Source organism: Priestia sp. D51 (assembly GCF_053345675.1).
In genome coordinates, this window is sequence record NZ_JBLTIR010000002.1 from 412,975 (window position 1) to 429,301 (window position 16,327).

A 16,327-nucleotide genomic window follows, 5' to 3' on the forward strand; every position below is an offset into this window, starting at 1 on the left:
ATTCTTTTTGCCAAAATGGTTAAGACGAACATATGCGGTACTGTTTCTTATTACAAAACAGCGTTTTATTTTTGTTAAAAAAATCATATCATCGAGCGAATGTATTTTCAAGAATTTTCTAAAAATAACCCACTTTTTTCTTTTCTTTTTTGACTTCAGCGCAGCGGCTCGGACTTGGAAAAAGCTTTCCTGCATTTAATAGATTTTTAGGATTAAATACTTCTCGTATATTCGTTTGTGCTTGAATTTCATCTTCATTAAAAACAAATCGCATTTCTTCTTTTTTTTCAATGCCCACACCGTGTTCCCCGGTAATCGTTCCTCCTACTTCTGCACATACTTGCAAACATGCGCTTCCGGCTTCGAGTGCTTTTTCAGTTTCCCCCGGCTTTCTAGCATCAAATAATACAAGCGGATGCAAGTTCCCGTCTCCAGCGTGAAAAATATTGGCAATGCGAAGGCCAGATTCTTCGCTAATTTTGTTGATTCGCTTCAGCACTTGAGGCAGTTTACTTCTTGGAATAACGCCGTCTTGTACGAGGTAGTCAGGGGATATAGCTCCCATCGCTCCAAATCCTGTTTTGCGATTTGCCCACCACCTGGCGCGCTCTTCTTCACTTTCAGCTACTTTCACTTCCCGTACGTTTTGTTTTTTGCATACGTCTAAAATACGTATGATTTGCTCTTCGATACCGGCTGAAATGCCGTCTACTTCAATTAATAAAAGAGCTTCAATATCTCTAGGGTGTCCGACTGGAAACGCAGCAGCTTCCACTCCTTCAATGGCGGTTTTATCCATCATTTCAAGCGCAGCGGGCACAATGCCGGCTGATATAATGTCGGATACCGCTTGACTGCCGTCTTCTACGCGGTCGAAATAGGCAAGTACCGTTTGTTTGGCTTCGGGGTTTTTCAAAATGCGCACCGTAATTTTTGTAACGATTCCTAACGTCCCTTCTGATCCTGTTAAAAGTCCTAATAAATCATATCCCGGTTCATCTGGAATACCTTGCTTGCCAAGTTCAATCACATCTCCATTTGGAAGCACCACCTCTAGCCCTAAAATATGGTTGGTAGTTACGCCATATTTTAGACAGTGTGCCCCTCCCGCGTTTTCCGCTACATTTCCACCAATGGTGCAGCAATACTGACTCGAAGGATCGGGTGCATAATAATATCCTTTTTCAGAGATTGAATTAGTTAACTTAAGATTAATAAATCCGGGCTCTACAACGGCACGTCTGTTTTCATAGTCGACGCTAAGCAGCCGCTTCATTTTCACTAAACTAATAACCACTTCGTTATTAAGCGGAATCGCTCCTCCGCTCAGTCCTGTGCCTGCTCCTCTTGCAAGAAAAGGCAAGTCATGTTCATTGCAGTATTTAACAATGCTAGAAACTTCTTTCGTATTTTGAGGAAATACCACTGCTTTAGGCAAATGTCTATGAATGGTAAACCCATCGCAGTCGTACGCAAGTAAATCTTCTTTATGATACAAAATAGAATGAGCATCTACTAGTTGAGAAAGGTTTTTTACGTGAAGATCTTTTATTCTATTTTTCTTCAACACGATGCGCTTCCTCCTCTTCTTTTTGATAGGCCCACTCCAAAAGCTGTACCGTGTGAACAATTTGCTGACTTCGTCCATATTTTTTTACTCCTACTGCCATCTGCAGCATACATCCTGGGTTTCCCATTGAAATCATTTCTACATCATCAGGGATATGTTCCATTTTATTTTGGAGTACGGCTCCCGCCATTTCAGGGTTTGTTAAATTATAAATTCCTGCGCTTCCACAGCATCTGTCTGCGTTAGCCATATGAACCATTTCCACTCCTGGAATAGAAAGCAAAATATCTCTTGGTTCTTCTCTGACTCCTTGACCATGAGCTAAATGACAAGCATCGTGGTACGTAATGCGCGTATGCAGCTTCGCCTGCGGAGGGCGATATCCCGTATCGTGAAGGTATTTTGAAATATCTTGGACTTTTTCAGCAAAGACTTCGGCTTTTTCAAGCCACTCTTGCTCTTCTTCTCTAAATAGTTCAGGATACTCTTTTAACATGCAGCCGCATCCTGCAGCGTTTACAATAATAGTATCGGCATGTTGAAACGCCTCTATATTTTTTTTGGCAAGCTGCCTTCCCATGTCTCGGTCTCCTGCATGAACGTGCAAAGCACCACAGCACGTCTGAGACTGAGGAATAACAACGTCGTTGCCGTTTCTTCTTAATACATTAAGAGTCGCTTCGTTAATATCACTGAACATGACGTCCATAATGCAGCCCGTTAAAAAAGCAACTTCGGCTTTTCTTTCGGCTTTTGCTTTTAGAACGCGTTCTTTTTTATATTTTTTTCGAACAGAACGGGTAATTTTAGGCATTACATGTTCCATTTCTGCTAGATGTGTTGGCATCATATTTAACATGCCTGTTGTGCGAACCATTTTTTGCATCCCGCTTTTTTGATACAGCTTCAATAGACTTCCTGCAGCTTCTAAGCGATGAGAATGAGGAAAAAGTTCTTTTAGAAAAAACTTGCTGATCATTCCTTTCCATCCCGTCAAAGGCATCGCCTGACGAATTTGGCCGCGAGCTTCTTCAATGAGTCCGCCAACGTCTACATTTGCAGGACAAGCAGTTGTACAGGCACGGCAGTCCAAACAAGCAAATACAGGATCTGTAAACTGTTCATTCACGCTTATCTTTCCTTCTGCTACCGATTTGATAAGGTGCACGCGTCCTCTTGGTGAATGCTGTTCTTGCCCCGTTATTTCGTAGGTAGGACAAGACTCCAAGCACATTCCGCAGTGTACACAATCCGCCCATTTTTTTTCGTCTGGCGCGTCTTTCCACAAATAATTGCTAACGCTTTGACATGGAGCATCTTTGATATCCACTTTCGCTGAATTCACTTAGATTCCTCCTATAAATCGTTTATAGTTAAGCACATTTTTAGCGTCCACCTTTGCTTTAATTCCTGCTAGTAACGGAAAATGAGAAGGTTTTTCTCCCCATACATTGACTTTTTGACGCAGTATAAAAGGCAAATGTTTAACGACCACATATCCTCCGTACGTTTTAGCTGTTTCAGTAAATGAAGTGATAACGGAAAGAATGGCTTCTTCTGAGCCCTTTATGTAGACTGAGCAAAGACCGTGTCCAACTCCTCCATGTGCTTTTACCAGCATGGGAAGGGATGTTTTTAAAGCAGTACTTTTGTTTATCACGTCAAGTACATTCATATTTGGTACACCGACTTTTAAAGTGGCTTCCGTTTCCTCTTCGAAAGAACAGCATGCACCATTTGGACTAATGTTACTAAAAAATCCCCAAAATACCTCGGCTTCTTTTTCATGAAGCACTTTTAAAATCGTATCAGACGGCTGGATGCTTTTGATGTAATTCTCTTGATAATGAACGGAACTTTCCACATCTTCAAAGCTGATTACAAGCGTAAACAGATGCTGCCCTATTACATCTTCAGCTAGAGAAGGATTTAATAATTCCAAGGAAACGGGCTCTATCATGGAGTCTAAGACTTTGCTAACAAACGCATGAATTTCTTCGATATTGCCTGTTGAAAAAGAAAGAAAAAGAACGCTTTGATACTTGGGCAGCGGACGCAGCTTTAACGTTATTTCGGATATAACGCCGAGCGTTCCCATTGAACCAATAAACAGCTTATTCATATCATAGCCAGCCACGTTCTTGACGACTTTTCCCCCTGAACGAACAATGGTTCCATCTGAATATACGACTCTCATACCGATTACTGCATCTCGAGCTGATCCATAAGACAAGCGCTTTGGGCCACTTTCATTCGCTGCAATAACTCCGCCGATTGTAGCGTAGTCTCCTAGAGCTGGATCAAGTGAAACTTGCTGATTGTACGTTTTTAAATACGTTTGCAGCTCTCCAAACGGCGTACCAGCTTTTACAGTAACCGTCATATCGCCTACTGTATGTTCAACAATTCCGCTGTATTCAGTCAGCGAAAGCAAAAGATCTGCTGTGTCTATAAGCCCGCCAAAGCCTTTTTTGGTACCGTTCCCTTCAATGATGACTTTTTTTCCGTGTTCCGCCGCATACCTTAAAACGGCTGCTATTTCTTGTTCTGAAGTTGGCTTAACATGCACGGACCCGTTATTTCCAAGGAAGTGATTCATATGCTGTTCTTCAAGTGTGGAAGGATGAGATAAAATGGATTTTAAATGACCTGGAAGTTCTAACGTACTCAATAAATTGACTCCTCTCGTTTTGTAATAGCAAACAACGTTTCACTAATAACATACAGAAGTGCCATGTATAATACGACTGAAAGTAGTAGATTAATAAGAAGAATAATTAGTAGAATAGATGAAAAGATATATTTTAAGCGCTTACAATCATTTAATCACCTATTCTTGGGATTTTCAACCAGTATTTTCTTCTTATCAACAAAAAAATGTCCGTTCTTTAGAAAAAAGTTTCTTTTAGTACTTGCCTATCACGAAAGGATTAGAATATAATGTAAGCGAATTCATTTTTACATAAGTCATCAGATGACCTTATCATCGTAGTTTTAATGGTTTCGTTTTACTAAATTCGTAGTTCACTAATTTGAAAATGAGGTGTTAGTTATGACATGGACACAGCAGTTCACTCCTGTAGGAAACAGCGTCATTTGGTCTTCATTAATCGCTTTGATTCCTATTCTTTACTTCTTTTGGGCTCTGGCTATTAAACGAATGAAAGGTTATATGGCTGGGATTACAACCTTACTGGTCGCACTTGCCGTTGCGATGCTTGCCTATAAAATGCCGGCTAGCATGGCTTTTATGTCAGCTAGTCAAGGAGCTGTATACGGTATACTGCCGATTGGATGGATTATCATTACATCCGTTTTTCTTTACAAACTAACTGTAAAAACCGGTCAGTTTGATATTATTCGTACCTCTGTCGTATCTATTACAGAAGATCGCAGACTTCAAGCTTTGTTGGTTGCTTTTTCGTTTGGGGCTTTTCTTGAAGGTGCTGCTGGTTTTGGCGCACCTGTTGCGATTTCAGCAGCTTTGCTGGTAGGCCTAGGTTTTAATCCGCTGTATGCCGCGGGCTTATGTTTATTAGCAAATACAGCACCCGTTGCTTTTGGTGCAATCGGTATTCCTATCACGGCTATGGAGGGTCCTACTGGAGTAGCGGCAATGGAAATCTCTAAAATGGTAGGCCGCCAGCTTCCTTTTATTTCTGTATTTATTCCGCTATATTTGGTTTTTGTAATGGCTGGATTTAAGAAAACAGTAGAAGTACTCCCTGCTATTCTAGTATCGGGGGTCTCTTTTGCTCTTACACAGTTTGTAAGCTCTAACTTTTTAGGACCTGAACTTCCCGATATTTTATCGGCACTCGTTTCACTTTTTGCGCTCGCTATTTTCTTAAAATTCTGGAAACCGAAAACAACGTTTCGCTTTCAGTCTGAAAAAGCAGCACATGAAGTAGCTTCCGCTTCGGCTGAGCCAAGAGAAACTCAAGGTCAGCCCGCATTCACGGGGGCTCAAATTGCAAAGGCGTGGTCACCTTTTTTAATTTTAACGATCTTTATTTCCATATGGGGAATTCCTCAAATTAAAACCGCTCTGACGGGACATTATGAAGGAGCTAACGCTTTTTTGAGCGCTATCAATTCCGTCGGACATTATTTAACGTTTATGCCAGAAGTACCTTGGTTAAATAATTTAATTTTAAATGGAAATGGAGAACCAATTGCGGCAGTGTATAAGTTAGAATTACTAGGCGCTGCGGGCACAGCTATCCTGTTGTCTGCTGTTGTCACAAAATTTATCGTCAACATCTCTTGGAAAGAATGGTTTATTACGTTTAACGAGACGTGCAAAGAATTAGCGCTGCCGCTGCTTACGATTATGTCCGTTGTGGCATTTGCTTACGTGACAAATGCTTCTGGAATGAGTACAACATTAGGACTGCTATTAGCTAAAACAGGCGCGTTATTTCCCTTTTTCTCTCCTGTACTCGGCTGGCTTGGTGTTTTTATTACAGGATCAGATACATCAGCCAACTTATTGTTCGGCAATTTGCAAAAAATCACGGCCACGTCTATTGGAATGGATCCGCTTCTTGCGCTTGCAGCAAACTCTTCGGGCGGAGTAACCGGTAAAATGATTTCACCGCAGTCCATCGCCGTCGCCTGTGCTGCGGTTGGGCTAGCAGGAAAAGAATCCGATTTGCTTCGTTTTACGGTGAAGCACAGCTTATTTTTACTGCTGATTGTCTGCCTACTAACATTTTTACAATCCAATGTATTATCGTGGATGATTCCTTAATCAAAAAAGCTTCCGCAGCTAGAGGTGAACCTCTGCACGGAAGCCTTTTTCTTTTAGTTAAGATCGATTAATGGCATATACAACAAATAAAACTATGTCTAGCAAAATCATGACAACACCGACAAGCAGCCAGATGTTTCCTTGCGTCTTTTTCTCTCCTTCTTGCATTTCAAACGCTCGAATAGCAAATACAATTCCAAGGGTAAACACGAGAAAAAACAGCTGACGGTAATCAAAAAACGACAGTACGACAAAAATTAAAGTGAAAAACACCATAATCATTTCTAAGATCCGATAAGGCTGCTTTTGACATGCTAATAATAGTTTCATTTCTTGACCTACTTTCATTCCGTTTCTAATAGCGTTATTTTACTATTAATTTTAAATGAGATGTTAGTGTTTCGGGCACTGTTCACTGTTTTGTAACAAAAAAAGCGTACGTTAGCTAAACGCACGCTTCTCCTTTTATTCATTTACATTTGGATTCATTGGATTATCCATCCCTGTTTTATCTTGAATTTTTTTATAGATAAAATACGTGTAGACGGCAATTAAAATGGAGAATGCCCACGTAACGGCCTGACGGAATACAATCATGTTCCCGTACCCTTCTACTCCGTACTTTTGAATCAATACGTATTTTACAATTGCTAAAAATACATAGCGACCTGCGAACAGTACTGTAAGCCAGTTCATCATTTTGAATAAATCAGGCTGGTGGAAGAGCTTAAGAGAATCTTCTCGCTTATAGCCCATTAAGTACGCCGTATCTACAAAAAAGTACAAACCAATTGGCTTTTTTATCACAATGGTAAAAAGGACAACTACAGCCAGTCCAATCATAAAGTATACTTGATTGTTTAACATCGTCGCTGCGTTTCCTGAAATTAAATCAATAATGGTACGTGCCAGCAGCGTAATGACAATAAACAATCCTGTTACGTTAAACTGGCGATCTTTAATAAATGTATAAATGGTATACACAAACGCTGGTGCTGTTGAAAGCAAAATGGCATAGTAATCACCAATAATGTCTTTTCCCTGATTCCATATTAGGTAAGGAATAGCGATATAAAAAAGTAAATCAAACCATACTCGTTTTGTATTGTTCATATATAACTCCTTTAAAAACGTTGTTCCTGCTATTATATGGGATACTACGCAAGAAAAAAAGGCTTTTACCTGGAATGTTATGAAATTTTAATCATTTATGTTTAGATCCAAAGCGACAGGGAAAACGATTTCTAGAAAGACTTCAAGAATTATAAACATCGAAACACTTGAGCAGCAATACATGTGCCACAAGTGAAAAATGCTGAAAGGATTGATTCATTATCGCACTTCACCTAACGTACACGTCAGAAATGGAAAAGGCCATGCAGCTTTCTCACGGCGTGGGGTATGCTGAATATAGCCGTAAACTAGACAAACGTCTACAGGTGGAAAAAGAACGGGAAAAAGATTATCAGGCTAGCAAAGATATACTTCGTGATATTAACCAGCATCGATAATAAAAAGCCGCTTGCTACCAAGAGTAGCAAGCGGCTTTTTATTTACAAATGAACCAAAATTATACATAATAAGGAAGTGCGTGTATCAAAGAAAGGAACTTACTTATTATGATGGAAAAATTACTGATTATTTGTGTATTTGTAGGAATTATTCACATGATTGAAACACTAGCCTACTCTGTGAGACTCGCGGGCTTGAAAACTGGAAAACTAGTCGTGGCCCTATCTCTTTTTAATATTATTGTCATCGTTTCAAGAACAGCTAATATGGTGCAAGCTCCGCTGACCGGCAAATTAGGAGATGCGGTCCAGTCTAAAGAAGATTTGCCCCTTCTACTTCATCAGCTTCAAACTATCTTGCTCGCGGCCTCTATTGGGACAATCGCAGGTGCTCTTTTAATTCCTAGCTTTGTATCAATCTTCTCTCGCATGATTTCACACTTAGAAGTAGCAGGATCTGTACCCAAAATGATGAAAAACATTACTTCTATACATACGCTGGAAAAAGCAAAAAAACACGTGAAGCGTCCTAGGTGGATTATGCTGTCTCAGCTTCGAATAGGCGGAGTGCCCAAGCGGTTGCTTCTTTTGAATTTAATGGCTACGACCATTTATACAGTAGGTGTTCTTTCCACTCTTTATGCTTCTACGCTCGAGCCTACCCTTTCTAAATCAATTCTGATGTCTTCTGGTCTTATTAACGGACTAGCGATGATTACCCTTGCTGTGTTTGTAGATCCGCAAGTAGCCATTTTAACTGAAAAGGTAATGAAAGGTGAATCGACTAAGCAATCTATGAATAAAATGGTTGGTACACTCGTCATCTCTCGTTTATGCGGGACAGTATGTGCCCAGATTCTCTTAGTCCCCGCTGCTCTTTATATTGCGTGGATTTGCAAATTAATTCCTTAGAAAAAAGACTTCGTTTCAGAAGTCTTTTTATACATATTCTACTTTTTTATATCTATAAACAGCAGCAATTAAAAGAAGAAAGCAGCTCACTAATGTAACAACTACGGTATTGGTGACACTTTGTGACCAGTGCAATTGTTCAAGTATATGACCGGCGTATTGTGACAGCGCTGCAGGACTCCACTTTAATTGATTCGTAAACAAAGTACTCAAAAATGAAAGTGACGCAATGATCAATATGCTTACTCCAGCAATTCCTCCGCTTTGTAAAAGAAAGGTTCCAGCTGTCACTAAAACGGACAGAATAAAAATCAGCCACAGACTGTATAAAAGAAAGCTAACTAGCATATGAGTCCAATCCACATGTGAAAATAAAAGATTTGTATAATACCACGCTGCTATATAGCTTATAAACGTTGAGCCAATGACCAGTACGATTTGCGCAGCCCATTTACTCATAATGTATTGAATGACGCTCACCGGTCTCATCATAACAAGTACAGCCGCATGATTTTGTCGTTCATTTGAAATCATATTCATGCTTGCTAGTACAATCAATAAGATTCCTATTGTGCTATATTGTGAAAGGACACCTTGCAATACTTCTTGACCGGTGGGAGTAGGAAGTTGAATAATGGCTCCTTTTGGTAAATTTCCTGCCATATCAATGATTTGTGGCATATAATAATTCGTTAAAGGCTGTGTGATGCCTAGCAAAATTAGAGAGACAGGCAGCCAAATTCCTTTGCCGTTCGCAAATAATTCATGCAGTTCCTTTTTAAATAAGACTCCAAATGTGTTCATTTGTTCATCACCTCTAGATACACATCTTCGAGAGAATGCTGTTTTCGTTCAAATAAAACAAGATTTGCTTGTTGATCAACAAGCAGTTGAAGCAGCAGCTGCTGCTGAGATGTATCTTTTACACTTACAGTGGCTTTATAAGGAGAATGAAACAGCACCTGTTCACTTGGCAGACTGCCAAATGATGCAGGGAGCCTTTCTTCTGTTTCAATCGTAAAAGCAGGATCCGCAAACTCTTGGTGCAGCGAACTCTTTGTTCCATTCCATTTCATGCGTCCGTTTTTAATCATAATCATGTTATCGCATATTTGTTCTGCATCATGCAAAATGTGAGTTGAAAAAAGGATGGTCGTATCTTTTTTTAATGTTTCGATAATCATTAGGACATCTTTTCTGCCTTCAGGATCCAAAGCCGAAACGGGTTCATCTAAAATTAGCAGTTCAGGTTTATGTAACAAGGCTTGCGCTAAGCCCAAACGTTGTTTCATTCCTCCAGAAAAGCCAGCAATTTTCTGCTTTTCCTTTCCTTTTAAACCTACCGTTTCAAGTACTTCATCTATTCGTTGGGAAAGCACATTCTTTGAAATGTTAGATAAAAGACCTAAAAAAGTTAAATACTGCTGAGGCGTCATCCAATTAAAAAACGTAGGATGCTGCGGCAGAAAGCCAATAAATGATCGTACGTCTTGATGCTGTTTATCTTCAAAAGAAATTTTCCCTTTATTAGGTGCAGTAAGACCTGCAATCATATGCAAAGTAGTCGTCTTACCTGCACCATTAGGGCCTAACAATGCTGCACATTTTCCTTTATCGAGATTAAATGAAAGGTTATCTACAACGGTTATATTACGGTACGTTTTTGTCAGTCCTTCTACTTGCATAAACATCTTCGCTCCACCTCACTGTTTTTTACGTCCTAAAACAAAATATAAAACGGGACCGACTGTACTTACACATAAAATGATGAGTCCCCATAACCATTTTGGTCCGTTTGTCTCTTCTTGCTTTATGCAGCTTATTAACGCTGGAATCATTAAAAGCAATTGTAAGAATAGAATTGGAGCAATTAACAACCAGTTAATGTCCTTCATTTACATCCCCCTTTTTCTTCGTGCTGGAAGCCAAATAATAAAAAACCAATAAAACAGCGTTGGCATTGGAATTTGAATCAGCCCCCATATTCCCCAAAACCATGGATGGGCGCCGCGTTTTTTTGCATTGATAAAAAGGAGAAAGCTTTGAAGAAGAAGAAATGGCGAAATAAACAGAACCAAAATCCATTTTTCATTCATTATAAAAACATCTCCTTTTTCCGTTTATAGTGAAAGACGATAAAAGAAAGAGGCGCAACAATGATCCCGATCACTTCAATGGCGATAAATAAGGCAGGTATTTGTAAAATAGCCGTTGCCATTACTGTTAAAATAACAAGTGCTGTTAATGTAAATAAGCATAATTCTTTCCGGAAAGCTTTTTTCTGCTTTTGTTTTTCAATAAGAAGTTGTTCTTTAATTACATGAAGAGAAATATGTTCATGACTTGCTAAACTCTCTAGCTGCTCCCAATCTTTTTTTAAAGAATGCAAGGGCTGATTGTCATTTTCTTTTCTCATTCTTTCCACTCCTTTCTCAGTATGTTTACTCCTTTGTTTACTCTTGATTTGACCGTTCCTGCTCGCATATTCAGCATATGGGCAATCTCATCGTATGTATATCCGTAATAATGTCGAAGCAAGACAGGAATTCGAAAGCGTGAATCGAGTTCATTAAAATCGGAAAACATCTCACTCCATTCCACTCCTTTGTATTTAGCTTTCCACTGAAGCTGATGCGATAAAGACTGCTTTATTCGCTGAAGACTGCTTTTTTCACGTTTTTGCTTGCGCAAATAGTCCATGTACAGTCTTGAAGCAATAGATATCATCCAAGTCGAAAACTTTGCTTCATTTTTGTATGAAGAAAGATTCACGTAACACTTCATCATTGCTTCCTGACACAATTCACTGCATAAGTCCTCATCTAATGTCAGCTTTAAAAGGTATTTATATAAAAATGAATGATAGCGCTGAAATAATAATGAAAAGGCATCATCATCACCTTGTAATGCTTTTTGGACAAGGATGAAATCATCTTGTTCCAAAGCGGTCACCCCTCCTTTTTGTTTCATCACCTATATGACGCTTGAGCGATTGAAATCGTTCATTTTTTATATAAAAAAAACGCCCCGCAGGACGTTTTTATTTAGTACGAAGCATTTTTAATCCTTCTTCATCTTCTTCTAATGAATAGACTTCATCGTTTTTAGCGAATAAAACACCGTGGAAGATTTGAAGGTCATCATCACAGGCCTCGCAAAATTCCTTTTCGCCTTCGTTCCAAAAGCTAAAGAGCGCTAGTTCATCACTTCGCACGCTTGCGTATTTTTGATGAAATTCATAAATCATCATCGCGTAGTAGCGAAGCGCTTCTTCTTTTTTTTCAAATTCAATGGTTTCAATAATATCTTTTTCCCAGCCTTCTAAAAAAAGCCAAGGTTCACAATCACTTTTTATTTTATGAACTCTCCATTTATCTGTCATGATTGAACATCTCCTTACTTACAGCTTACTTCTAAAAATTCTCTTTTCCTTATTATTCAGCAAAAATAACTTTGAATCAAGTAAAACGGAAAAAAACGCCTATTTTTAGGAAATAGGCGCTAACAAGTTGGCTTAATCTGAACTTCTTTTTTATATTAGTAATAGCCCCTTAAACTATAAGGAACTAAACTGCCCGTATAATACTGGGTAACAGGAGGGAAAACGCCGGCTGAAGGCGTGATTTTCCCCCACCAAGATGGTTTTTTGCCCCACCAGTTATCCATCGCTCCATCAGGTGACACGACAAATCCAATTGGACGTGCAAAAGAAGGCATAAAATACGGATAAAACGAATACTGAAAAGGCGTGTAGAAAGAAGAGTAAAACATCTCTTTCCTTATCCGTTTCCGAAGCCGTTTTGGTCAGAACCATCCGGATCGAGCGTATTTGTATTAGAAAGTCCCGAATTTGTATTTACACAAATTCCTGTATTTGAAGACCCTGAACCTTGCGCAGTTTTACTGTTACTTTTTGGAGAAACATAGTACGTGTCGCCAAATGTAACGACTCCTCCTGTAACATTTGGAATCACTACATGATTAATAACAATCGGCATTATCCTCACCCTTTTTATTTTCATCGTGATGTAATATATGAATGATTTATCAAAAGGGTTATAAATTAATGGATATAAATAAAAAATCCCCCTGCAGAGTGGGGTATTTTTACGCTTTTACCTCTTTTTTAGAATGACTTAATTCATCTCGAAGAATATCAAAATCTCGTTCTGCTACTTCTTCAATTTTAGTATACAACTCATTCTCTGTTAGAAGTCCTTTTTCTTCAAGTATTTCGACAAGAGCCTTAAACTTTATTCTAGATAAAAGCATTTCGTTGACCGTGCTCTCTGTTGGACGTTCATTTTTCACTTGTTGTTTTTCTTTAACAGGTTCTTGCTGCAGCTTCACTCTGAAAACAATATTTGTATGATCTGTAATTTCAGGTGACTGATAAAATGTGCTATGCGAAATGTTTTTTAGTGTTAGCGTTTCTTTTGTCTCCATATTTGTTACTTCAAAGTACGGATCCTCAAAAAATGCATCATATTTATCATAAGCTGCTTTGCCTACAACCGAAAAAGAAAAGTTTAGCCTTTTCAACTCTTCACCTGTATTCGCATCAGTAATCATTTTTTCTTCAAACATATCAACGTGAAAATTTACGTTATTAATCATTAGTTGTGTCAATTCAATCGCCTCCTTCTTTATTAATACGACATGGAGTGACAAGTTCCCTGTTTTTTTATATAAAAAAACATCTCCCAAAAATGGGGATGTTTTTCAAAGAGCTAGAAAAATGCTTTTTTTAGCTCTACAATTCTTCTTCTGCTTTGTCATATTTGCGTTCGTGCGCCGTATCTTCTTCGTTATCACGAATGGTTTTTTGAAGCACAAAAGCGGACATCGTTAAGTATAATGTTCCAACAGCATAATAACCTTTTATCGGTAATGATGCATCTAAGGTATAAATTCCTATAAACATAGCTAATAGTGCTGTAATAAAAGCTGTCCATGCTAAAAATGTAAAAGCTGCTGTATTACGCTTTTTCATCGTATGACCTCCTCTTTTCCTTTTTCTGTTAAGCGTCGCTTTCATTTTACATTGTAAAATAATTGTTGTCATGGGTATTTATAGTCAGTTACCCTTTTAATCAGAACAAGAAACGGAAGAATTTAGGTCTTACATCCTATTTTTATCATAAAGCTTTTTTTCGAAATGATGAGATATATGGAATTTCTCTTTAAAAGTATGTTCATTCGTTTTCATTAAGAAAAGCTCCATTTAATTATTGCAATAAAAAAATCATCGCCGAGACGATGATTTTTTTGTTTAGCCTTCAAAGTATTCTTTATAAAAGCCGCCGACTTGGCCAGTGTTATCAACAACAAAATAAAATTCTTCTGTTTCGTTTTTTACATCATATGTTTTTCCTGCTGTTAAAACATTTTCAACCACGAATTTTTTTGCATCTGTATGTATGCATTTTACTTGTTTAATTGTTGGACGATCGTTCCATTCTAAATGAATCATGTATGTACACTCCTTTGTTTTCATTCAAGATTCATTTTATCTTACTTGAAGTAAAAAAGAAACGGAGCGAATTTAAAAATTAAAAAATTCGCTCATGCACTTTTTTTTTGGCAACTGTTGCTTGTACAAACTGTGCCGTTTGTGCAACAATTGTGTCTTTATCAAAATCCATCGACGCAACATGGTAAGAGTTTCGAAGCATGTACTGTCTTTTTTCTGCTGATTGAATATGGTTTAAGATATAAGCTGAATTCTCAGGCGGTACTACGTTATCAACGGTTGATGTTAGTACTAAAGCCGGGCATGTTACATAAGATAAGCGTTCTTTTGTTTCGTCCATTAAAGAAAGCAGCTCACGCATAGAGCGCACTGGTACTTTGTCGTACGTAATTTCATGTACGTTTGGATCCTTAATATCAGGATGATCTTCTTTTAAATAACGAGGCGTATGACGAGAGCGGTAAGGTTCCATTGAAGGAATGGACGTCATAGCCGGATTGATTGCAATAACTCCGTCAAGATCTAATCCTTGGCTTGCTGTATGAAAGGTGAGAGTGCCTCCCATGGACTGACCTAAGATAAATACATGACGGCATTCTTGCTTCAAACGCTGATACCCATTTAAAAAGTCCTGCTTCCATTCCTCGTACGTTGTTTGTTCAATATCATAGTAGTGAGTACCATGTCCCGTTAGTCGCAAACCGTACACAGTAAAACCTTTTTTAGCTAATTCTTTTCCGATATATTCCATACTTTGAGGAGTCCCCATAAATCCATGAGAAACAAGTATACCAATGTCGTTGCCTTTATAATAAAAAGATTCTGCGCCTTGAATTACGTCATAACGTTCCATTTTCTTCACCCTTTACCACAAATTTTCTGACTAAATGAACTACCTTTATAATACACCTATAATTCCTATAAGTCAACTGGGTTATTTATTTTTTTACGGTTCAAAAAGAACGAAGCAAGAATTATCTCTTGCTTCGTTCTTTTTGAATATGTGGAAATACTAGCTCAGCAAACGTATATGCTTCTTCTAGATGCGGGTATCCTGATAAAATAAACGTATCAATTCCTAGCTCTTTGTACTCTTTTAACCGATCCGCTACAATTTCAGGACTTCCAACAAGAGCGGTTCCGGCTCCTTCTCGTGCTAAGCCGATTCCTGCCCATAGATTCGGAGCAATCTCCAGTGCACCTCGATCTTTTGTGCCGCTGTGCAAACTTGACTGTGTTTTTTGGGCAGTGGAGTCAAATGACGCAAACTTATCTTGAAACGCTTTGATCGTATCATCATTAACATGTTTAATTAATTTATCTGCAGATTCCCACGCCTCGTCTTCTGATTCTCTTACAATAACGTGCAGGCGAATACCAAAGCGAATGTCCCTGCCTTCGCTTGCAGCTTTTTCTTTCATCTCATCAATTTTCGTCTTGATCACTGCAGGAGGCTCTCCCCACAGCAAATATACGTCTGCATGCTTTGCTCCTACTTCTTTTCCTGCTGGAGAAGACCCGCCAAAGTACAGCGGAGGATACGGTTTTTGGACAGGAGGCGACGGAATGTACGCACCTGTTACATCAAGATGTTCTCCTTTATAGTCCACTTTTTTTCCTTCCATTACATCTCGCCAAATCGTTAAAAATTCATCTGTTAACTCGTAGCGTTTATCATGGCTTAAATAGTTACCGTACGTTGCTTGCTCCACGGGATCTCCTCCCGTCACAATATTTAACATAAGTCGGCCGTTTGACATTTGATCAAATGTCGAAGCCATCCGTGCTGAAAGTGTGGGAGACATGACACCGGGGCGAAGTGCAATTAAAAACTTCAGTCGATTCGTAACGGAAGCAAGTGCCGATGCAATCACCCATGAATCTTCACAATTTGAACCAGTAGGCAACAAAGCACCGTCATATCCTAGATAATCCAGCCCGTGTGCGATTTGCTTTAAGTAGTGAATATCACTTGTTCTACTTCCTTCGGTTGTGCCTAGATAATGTCCGTCGCCTGCTGTAGGGAAAAACCATAAGATGTTCATTTCCATTTCCTCCTAAATATCCTCGCATTCTATATAAAGCGTTTTCATATTATTTGTTCAATT

22 protein-coding genes are annotated in these 16,327 nt (G+C 38.8%); 3 read left to right on the top strand and 19 right to left on the bottom strand.

The window, feature by feature from the left end:
* Positions 1–118: 118 nt before the first annotated feature.
* The 3 genes from ACNHOZ_RS08695 to ACNHOZ_RS08705 are packed head-to-tail and all read right to left on the bottom strand — an operon-like array spanning position 119 to position 4,241.
* Positions 119–1,570 (bottom strand): FAD-linked oxidase C-terminal domain-containing protein, encoded by a 1,452-nt coding sequence (locus tag ACNHOZ_RS08695; protein WP_168760952.1) that lies wholly within the window; start codon positions 1,568–1,570, stop codon positions 119–121.
* Positions 1,554–2,915: a (Fe-S)-binding protein gene (locus ACNHOZ_RS08700; protein ID WP_168760953.1), complete on the bottom strand. Its 1,362-nt coding sequence runs from the start codon at positions 2,913–2,915 to the stop codon at positions 1,554–1,556. Before ACNHOZ_RS08700 ends, ACNHOZ_RS08695 begins: the two co-directional genes overlap by 17 nt.
* The gene (locus ACNHOZ_RS08705) at positions 2,916–4,241 is read right to left on the bottom strand and encodes an FAD-binding oxidoreductase (RefSeq protein ID WP_168760954.1); all 1,326 of its coding nucleotides are present in this window, start codon (positions 4,239–4,241) and stop codon (positions 2,916–2,918) included.
* A gap of 381 nt (positions 4,242–4,622) precedes the next feature.
* On the opposite strand from ACNHOZ_RS08705, the gene ACNHOZ_RS08710 reads away from it, so the two are divergent.
* Positions 4,623–6,323 carry an L-lactate permease gene (locus tag ACNHOZ_RS08710; protein ID WP_155010048.1) on the top strand — a complete coding sequence of 567 codons (1,701 nt, stop codon included), beginning with the start codon at positions 4,623–4,625 and terminating at the stop codon, positions 6,321–6,323.
* 57 nt (positions 6,324–6,380) lie between these two features.
* Here ACNHOZ_RS08710 and ACNHOZ_RS08715 read toward each other — a convergent pair whose 3' ends face one another.
* Complete coding sequence (locus tag ACNHOZ_RS08715; protein ID WP_223260190.1) at positions 6,381–6,653, bottom strand: hypothetical protein; 273 nt, start codon at positions 6,651–6,653, stop codon at positions 6,381–6,383.
* A gap of 135 nt (positions 6,654–6,788) precedes the next feature.
* On the bottom strand, positions 6,789–7,436 hold the full coding sequence (locus ACNHOZ_RS08720; RefSeq protein WP_013057564.1) for a VC0807 family protein: 648 nt from the start codon (positions 7,434–7,436) through the stop codon (positions 6,789–6,791).
* 251 nt (positions 7,437–7,687) lie between these two features.
* Between ACNHOZ_RS08720 and ACNHOZ_RS08725 the strand changes: the two genes are divergently transcribed.
* Both ACNHOZ_RS08725 and ACNHOZ_RS08730 read left to right on the top strand, forming a co-directional pair.
* A complete protein-coding gene (locus ACNHOZ_RS08725) occupies positions 7,688–7,834 on the top strand; it encodes a hypothetical protein (RefSeq protein ID WP_014459567.1) in 147 nt (48 codons plus the stop codon).
* A 108-nt stretch (positions 7,835–7,942) separates the two neighbouring features.
* Positions 7,943–8,746 (top strand): lipid II flippase Amj family protein, encoded by an 804-nt coding sequence (locus ACNHOZ_RS08730; RefSeq protein ID WP_063247755.1) that lies wholly within the window; start codon positions 7,943–7,945, stop codon positions 8,744–8,746.
* Between the two features lie 27 nt (positions 8,747–8,773).
* Here ACNHOZ_RS08730 and ACNHOZ_RS08735 read toward each other — a convergent pair whose 3' ends face one another.
* The 14 genes from ACNHOZ_RS08735 to ssuD all read right to left on the bottom strand — a co-directional run bounded on the left by ACNHOZ_RS08735 (position 8,774) and on the right by ssuD (position 16,264).
* Entirely contained in the window at positions 8,774–9,550 is a 777-nt protein-coding gene (locus ACNHOZ_RS08735; protein WP_168760955.1) for an ABC transporter permease, read from the bottom strand.
* Positions 9,547–10,437: an ABC transporter ATP-binding protein gene (locus tag ACNHOZ_RS08740; RefSeq protein WP_168760956.1), complete on the bottom strand. Its 891-nt coding sequence runs from the start codon at positions 10,435–10,437 to the stop codon at positions 9,547–9,549. The genes ACNHOZ_RS08735 and ACNHOZ_RS08740 overlap by 4 nt, the downstream gene beginning before the upstream one ends.
* Before the next feature lie 12 nt (positions 10,438–10,449).
* A complete protein-coding gene (locus ACNHOZ_RS08745; protein ID WP_013057569.1) occupies positions 10,450–10,641 on the bottom strand; it encodes a PLD nuclease N-terminal domain-containing protein in 192 nt (63 codons plus the stop codon).
* Positions 10,642–10,842, bottom strand: a complete 201-nt coding sequence (locus tag ACNHOZ_RS08750) for a hypothetical protein (protein ID WP_013057570.1) — start codon at positions 10,840–10,842, stop codon at positions 10,642–10,644.
* Positions 10,842–11,162 (bottom strand): YxlC family protein, encoded by a 321-nt coding sequence (locus ACNHOZ_RS08755; RefSeq protein WP_048019061.1) that lies wholly within the window; start codon positions 11,160–11,162, stop codon positions 10,842–10,844. Before ACNHOZ_RS08755 ends, ACNHOZ_RS08750 begins: the two co-directional genes overlap by 1 nt.
* Complete coding sequence (gene sigY / locus ACNHOZ_RS08760; protein WP_013057572.1) at positions 11,159–11,689, bottom strand: RNA polymerase sigma factor SigY; 531 nt, start codon at positions 11,687–11,689, stop codon at positions 11,159–11,161. Before sigY ends, ACNHOZ_RS08755 begins: the two co-directional genes overlap by 4 nt.
* A 97-nt stretch (positions 11,690–11,786) precedes the next feature.
* Positions 11,787–12,128 carry a DUF1033 family protein gene (locus ACNHOZ_RS08765; protein WP_013057574.1) on the bottom strand — a complete coding sequence of 114 codons (342 nt, stop codon included), beginning with the start codon at positions 12,126–12,128 and terminating at the stop codon, positions 11,787–11,789.
* 155 nt (positions 12,129–12,283) lie between these two features.
* Positions 12,284–12,517, bottom strand: coding sequence for a hypothetical protein (locus ACNHOZ_RS08770; protein ID WP_028412882.1), 234 nt, complete (start codon positions 12,515–12,517; stop codon positions 12,284–12,286).
* Positions 12,518–12,525: 8 nt separating this feature from the next.
* A complete protein-coding gene (locus ACNHOZ_RS08775; protein WP_013083687.1) occupies positions 12,526–12,744 on the bottom strand; it encodes a spore germination protein in 219 nt (72 codons plus the stop codon).
* A gap of 109 nt (positions 12,745–12,853) precedes the next feature.
* Complete coding sequence (locus tag ACNHOZ_RS08780; RefSeq protein ID WP_168760957.1) at positions 12,854–13,375, bottom strand: hypothetical protein; 522 nt, start codon at positions 13,373–13,375, stop codon at positions 12,854–12,856.
* A 124-nt stretch (positions 13,376–13,499) separates the two neighbouring features.
* Positions 13,500–13,739, bottom strand: a complete 240-nt coding sequence (locus ACNHOZ_RS08785) for a YiaA/YiaB family inner membrane protein (RefSeq protein ID WP_168760958.1) — start codon at positions 13,737–13,739, stop codon at positions 13,500–13,502.
* Positions 13,740–14,018: 279 nt separating this feature from the next.
* Complete coding sequence (locus ACNHOZ_RS08790; protein ID WP_013057578.1) at positions 14,019–14,219, bottom strand: DUF6501 family protein; 201 nt, start codon at positions 14,217–14,219, stop codon at positions 14,019–14,021.
* Positions 14,220–14,298: 79 nt separating this feature from the next.
* Positions 14,299–15,072 (bottom strand): alpha/beta hydrolase, encoded by a 774-nt coding sequence (locus ACNHOZ_RS08795; RefSeq protein WP_047750613.1) that lies wholly within the window; start codon positions 15,070–15,072, stop codon positions 14,299–14,301.
* 121 nt (positions 15,073–15,193) lie between these two features.
* Positions 15,194–16,264 carry an FMNH2-dependent alkanesulfonate monooxygenase gene (gene ssuD, locus ACNHOZ_RS08800; RefSeq protein ID WP_048019058.1) on the bottom strand — a complete coding sequence of 357 codons (1,071 nt, stop codon included), beginning with the start codon at positions 16,262–16,264 and terminating at the stop codon, positions 15,194–15,196.
* Positions 16,265–16,327 lie beyond the last annotated feature (63 nt).

Excerpts from the sequence above, each read along its gene's own strand:
- ACNHOZ_RS08755 (WP_048019061.1), bottom strand. The coding sequence starts at position 11,162 with ATGAGAAAAGAAAATGACAATCAGCCCTTGCATTCTTTAAAAAAAGAT.
- ssuD (WP_048019058.1), bottom strand. The coding sequence starts at position 16,264 with ATGAACATCTTATGGTTTTTCCCTACAGCAGGCGACGGACATTATCTA.
- ACNHOZ_RS08765 (WP_013057574.1), bottom strand. The coding sequence starts at position 12,128 with ATGACAGATAAATGGAGAGTTCATAAAATAAAAAGTGATTGTGAACCT.
- ACNHOZ_RS08790 (WP_013057578.1), bottom strand. The coding sequence starts at position 14,219 with ATGATTCATTTAGAATGGAACGATCGTCCAACAATTAAACAAGTAAAA.
- ACNHOZ_RS08785 (WP_168760958.1), bottom strand. The coding sequence starts at position 13,739 with ATGAAAAAGCGTAATACAGCAGCTTTTACATTTTTAGCATGGACAGCT.
- ACNHOZ_RS08710 (WP_155010048.1), top strand. The coding sequence starts at position 4,623 with ATGACATGGACACAGCAGTTCACTCCTGTAGGAAACAGCGTCATTTGG.
- ACNHOZ_RS08735 (WP_168760955.1), bottom strand. The coding sequence starts at position 9,550 with ATGAACACATTTGGAGTCTTATTTAAAAAGGAACTGCATGAATTATTT.
- ACNHOZ_RS08750 (WP_013057570.1), bottom strand. The coding sequence starts at position 10,842 with ATGAATGAAAAATGGATTTTGGTTCTGTTTATTTCGCCATTTCTTCTT.
- ACNHOZ_RS08745 (WP_013057569.1), bottom strand. The coding sequence starts at position 10,641 with ATGAAGGACATTAACTGGTTGTTAATTGCTCCAATTCTATTCTTACAA.
- ACNHOZ_RS08770 (WP_028412882.1), bottom strand. The coding sequence starts at position 12,517 with ATGTTTTACTCTTCTTTCTACACGCCTTTTCAGTATTCGTTTTATCCG.
- ACNHOZ_RS08775 (WP_013083687.1), bottom strand. The coding sequence starts at position 12,744 with ATGCCGATTGTTATTAATCATGTAGTGATTCCAAATGTTACAGGAGGA.
- ACNHOZ_RS08730 (WP_063247755.1), top strand. The coding sequence starts at position 7,943 with ATGATGGAAAAATTACTGATTATTTGTGTATTTGTAGGAATTATTCAC.
- ACNHOZ_RS08795 (WP_047750613.1), bottom strand. The coding sequence starts at position 15,072 with ATGGAACGTTATGACGTAATTCAAGGCGCAGAATCTTTTTATTATAAA.
- ACNHOZ_RS08725 (WP_014459567.1), top strand. The coding sequence starts at position 7,688 with ATGGAAAAGGCCATGCAGCTTTCTCACGGCGTGGGGTATGCTGAATAT.
- ACNHOZ_RS08715 (WP_223260190.1), bottom strand. The coding sequence starts at position 6,653 with ATGAAACTATTATTAGCATGTCAAAAGCAGCCTTATCGGATCTTAGAA.
- ACNHOZ_RS08720 (WP_013057564.1), bottom strand. The coding sequence starts at position 7,436 with ATGAACAATACAAAACGAGTATGGTTTGATTTACTTTTTTATATCGCT.
- ACNHOZ_RS08740 (WP_168760956.1), bottom strand. The coding sequence starts at position 10,437 with ATGTTTATGCAAGTAGAAGGACTGACAAAAACGTACCGTAATATAACC.